2 protein-coding genes are annotated in these 4,787 nt (G+C 32.5%); both read right to left on the bottom strand.

Annotation, left to right across the window (positions count from 1 at the left end; genetic code table 11):
* The coding region (locus tag QZ143_RS09315) for a right-handed parallel beta-helix repeat-containing protein (protein WP_292883521.1) at positions 1 to 1,901 on the bottom strand (1,901 nt) is incomplete at its 3' end.
* Between the two features lie 1,110 nt (positions 1,902 to 3,011).
* Positions 3,012 to 4,787 (bottom strand): DUF11 domain-containing protein (locus QZ143_RS09310; protein WP_292883518.1); only part of this gene is annotated, 1,776 nt, incomplete at its 5' end.

The following is a 4,787-nucleotide window of genomic DNA, read 5'->3' as shown; positions in this document are numbered from 1 at the left end:
GAAATCAAAGTGTAGGCACCTGCAATATAAATACCACCACCGTAGGAAGCATTGTTATCAGTGAAATTAGAACCGGAAGTGATTTTAGTATAATTACCTTTAATGTAAACAGTACCGTTAGTACCATTGTTATTTTCAAATGTAGAATGACTAATCTCAGTTCTAGAACCTAAAATATAAATTGCTGAACCGTTTACAGCTTCATTATCTTCAAATGTACAACCTTTAATTTTTACATCATTACCTTCAATATAAATAGCACCATCAACATCAGCACTGTTATTATAAAATCTAGAATCTTCAATTATGGTTCTTTGACCAACAATATATAGTGCAGAACCATTTGCACTTGCATTATTATTTTCAAATGTACAGTCAATAATTTTAGTATCATTACCATATACATAAACTGCACCCGCATTACCGGATGGATAAAATGTTCTATCTGGGTGTTTTTGATAATAGTCACCATTATCATCTTGAGTATATGAACCATCAGGATTTTTATGATAACGAGGCTTGCCGTCCCCTTTTCCATCAGAAACTGGATTATATACAGCTACACAAAATGAATAAGTTTGACCTTCTGTTTTAGCAATATTATTCGTGAAAATACATCCCATAACCGTTACATTATTACCCTGATAATTTCTACCACTGAAACCATCGTGATCTCCATCAATTCCACCAACCATGATGGCACCACCTTGACCACCAACACAATCGGTAAAATTAGAATTTCTAATAATTAAATTGTCATGACTAATACCGATAGCACCGGAATATTCACCACTACCAGTACAATTTATAAATTCACAATCCTCAATTATTTGAGGACTGCTGATATATTTCACAGAAGTACTAAAATTTCCATGAATATAAATAGCAAACCAGCGAGATTCAACATTTATAAACTTAGTATTTCTTATTGTTGAAGTAACATTACCTGAACCCCATTCTGACTCATCAGCAATACATAAAGCACCACCATGTTGAGCGGAAGATGTATTTTCAAATTTACAATCTCTCATATCAATTCCAAAAACAGCTCCTAACTGACCGGAACCGTCATTTACACCATTTGCACCAGGATAAGTTTGATGACAGTTAGTAAAGTTACATCCCCAAATATGAATTGGAGTATTATCCATACAAGAGCCTTGCATACCCATAAACTGTGTTTTAGATGTACAATTATTTATAGTACAATTTATTACAGAACCACTTGAAAAACCTACTATACCTGCTACTGGTGCATTAAGATATTCAAAAGATACATTTACTAGTTTACAACCAGAAGTACCCCAAGTTTCTCTCCAGTTATAATTATGAGTTACACCTCCGAAATTTAAACAATAACCACCAGATATAAGAGTAGACATCAAATACGGTTTATCCACAGTACCTCCAAAAATCTTTACATTTTTGATTTCTAAAATTTCATCTTTGGCGGCATTAATACTACCAGTATTATAACCGCCCCACGGATTTTGTTCAACATAAGTTGCATTATTTAAATAGAGTACACCCCCACCCCTATCACTTATTGATTTAATTTGGTTCATAATTTGTTGTGGAGTACCTCCATATAAATTTTCAGTAACACCTAAAATTTCTTGATTATTAGAAACACCCAACACTTGAGCATCATTTTTAACCAAATTTTTCTCACTCTCATTTTTATCCGATTGAACATCCTTTGCCAAACCCAGTACTGAGCCTGATGACTTTTCAACCGAATTGTGTTCATCATTTTCCTCAACAACGACATCATCCGAAACCGACAACATCGTGTCATCACCAACTTCACTTGTAACATTGTCTGCCGCAGCTACAAACGAAGTGGTTAAAATTATTAAAACAAGCATTAAAATGAAAAACAATTTTCGCCTATTATGCATAATTTTCCTCATTTACAACAAATTTTTATAATTTTTGTTAATCCAATCTAATGAAAATTATCCATCTATAGTATAAAATATTTATTAAAAATTAATGAAAACGTACATAGTACTGAATATAATTCTCTTAATTCAGTAATATAAATGTTATGATTAAATTGTATACAGTAGAAAATTATTTTTTTAAAAAATAAGCTCAAAATATGAACAGAAGAATAAAATAAGAATATGAAAAATGAGGAATTGTAAAAATCAGAATATAATAAATAAAATAAATAACTATTGACAGCCATTAATAAACCACAGGTGTGATTTAAAATAACTGTAATGATTAAATCAATCGATGCCGAATATTGCAAATTTCAACAAGGACAATAGCTATCTAGATTATCAATTATATTACATGAAAATAAAATCTCCAATATATTCAACATGGGCTTGGTCAAAAATATCAAGATCATATTTTCACTTATTATAGCGCATTGATTCGTGCCGAAACACGATATTGAGGCTTGATAAAAGCCTTGATACAAATGTATCTATTTTCATTTAATTTTTAAAATATTTAAATACTATTTGTACAAATTTTCATTAACACGTATGCCCTAATTATATTTTCTACAATCCCAACATACATGTATATAAACTTATGTTTTTTGATAAATAAATAGTTTATCAATACTATTTTTGATATTTTTTAAATATTCAAAATTAAATAAGGATATTTCACAATAATTCAATCTAAAAGTATAAAATTGAAATTTAGGCGTCTTTTTTCAAATTTTTTTAAAATTTTTAAAAAATTTTTAATAATCATATTAAATGACCTAAAATCATATAAAAAAAAGTACTTAATAAATCAATTATGTAAAATAAAGTTTAATCAGTTACCTTAAATTAATGGAACATGCTTTTGCAATATATATGCCACAACACAATTGAGTAAGGCAGATGTGTCAATATAATAATTTTAAAAATGTCTTCAATAAAAACAGTATATTCGACAAAATATATTGGAATAATTGTATCCATATTCAAGTAAATCGATAGTAAATATCAGATGAAAAATAAAAAAAGTATGGGAAAAGTTAATTTCCCAACGTGTTCAATTTAATCTTTTCTTCTTAAGGTTGCACCAACTAAAGCAAACAATGCTAAAAGAACCATTACGATTGGGTTACCTGTAGCGTGCATAGTTGCAGGAGTTTTTGGAGTTGGAGTTTTCGGAGTTTTCGGAGGATTATCAGGAGTTGGTTTGTCTTTAACAATGACAATAGCCTTATCCTTATTGTTATCCTTGTCAGGATCAGGAGTATCACTTACAACTTCAGCAGTGTTGATGACAGTTCCTGCGCTTAATGCTTTAGCTACGATAGTTAAAACAACTTCATCTCCGACTTCCATATCACCGATAGTCCAAAGGTCATATAATGGATCGAATGAACCTTTAGTAGCTCTTGATGAAATGTATTCCACATCACCTACAGTTACATCTTTTACGCGAACATTCTTAGCAACATCAGGACCGTAATTGGTTACGGTAATAGTCCAAATGATTTTATCTCCAACTTTAACCTTTTCAACATTAGCCACTTTGATGATTCCCAAATCAGCCATTGGTTTTGCTTTAGGTTTGGTAACGTCATAGTCTTTGTTATTGGATTTGTTAGGGTCGTAAGTGGAACCGGTTGCGGTTGCAACATTTCTGATAGTACCGCTTGAAGCTGTTACTCTTGTAGTGAGCACTAAAGTTGCAGCTTCTTTGTCATCTAATGTTCCGACTGTCCAAATTCCATCTTCATAATCACCTTTGCTTCCTTTAGCAGATATGAGTTTCAATCCAGCAGGCAACATGTCTTCTACAATGACATCATCAGCTGCATCAGGACCTAAATTGATTACAGTAATAGTCCAAGTAATAACGTCTCCAACAGTAGGTTTTGGATTGGATACTGTTTTGATTACTTTTAAGTCAGCTTCAGGATCTACATTGGTAGTGTCATTGTCCTTGTTGTTGTCTGTATTGTTATCCGGAGTAGTGGAATTGACCACAGCAACATTGGTAATTTCAGCGTTTGTAATGTCAACAATAGTGGTAATTTTTAAACTTGCAGTTTGGCCATTAGCCAAATCGCCAACAGTCCAAACACCGGTATCTGGGTTATAGTTACCGTCGGCTTCTTTGAATATTAATCCAGAAGGCAACCTATCAGTTACAATTACGCTTTTAGCATCACTAGGACCGTGGTTTATAACAGTAATAACCCAAGTAATGATGTCTCCTTTGTGTGGATTTTCTCCAATTACGATTTTGATAACCTCTAAATCTGCAATATCTTCAACAACTGTAGTATTGTTTGTATCATTTTTCTTGTCACCAGGAGTATCACTGGTTACGTTTGCAACGTTGACAATAGTCTTGTTGGTAATGTTTGCAATAGTGGAAATAGCTAATTGTTTAGATTCACCGTTAGCCAAATCACCAACAATCCAAAGACCGGAAACAGGATCATAATTACCTTCACCACTGTGAGTTACATAAACAAGACCAGCAGGCAACTTATCAGTAACCCTGGTATTAACAGCTGTGTCAGGACCATTGTTGGTTACAGTAATAGTCCAGATTACAGTTTCACCAGTTTTGACGATTTGTTTTGAAACTTCTTTAACGACAATTAAGTCTGCTTTAGGGTCAACTTCAGTAGTATTGTTACCAGGAGTATTATTACCAGGAGTATCGGAAGTAGCATTAGCTACATTTCTGATAGTTGCATTGGTAATATTTACTTGAGTAGTAATTACTAATTTTGCAGAAGCGCCATTAGCCAAATCACCAACAATCCAAAGACCAGTAACAGAATCATAATTACCTTCACCACTGTGAGT

Origin of the sequence: Methanobrevibacter sp. UBA188, assembly GCF_905234905.1 — an archaeon.
Taxonomy (GTDB): domain Archaea; phylum Methanobacteriota; class Methanobacteria; order Methanobacteriales; family Methanobacteriaceae; genus Methanocatella.
The sequence above is the reverse complement of the archived record's forward strand: the minus strand, read 5'-3'. Positions and strand labels throughout refer to the sequence as shown.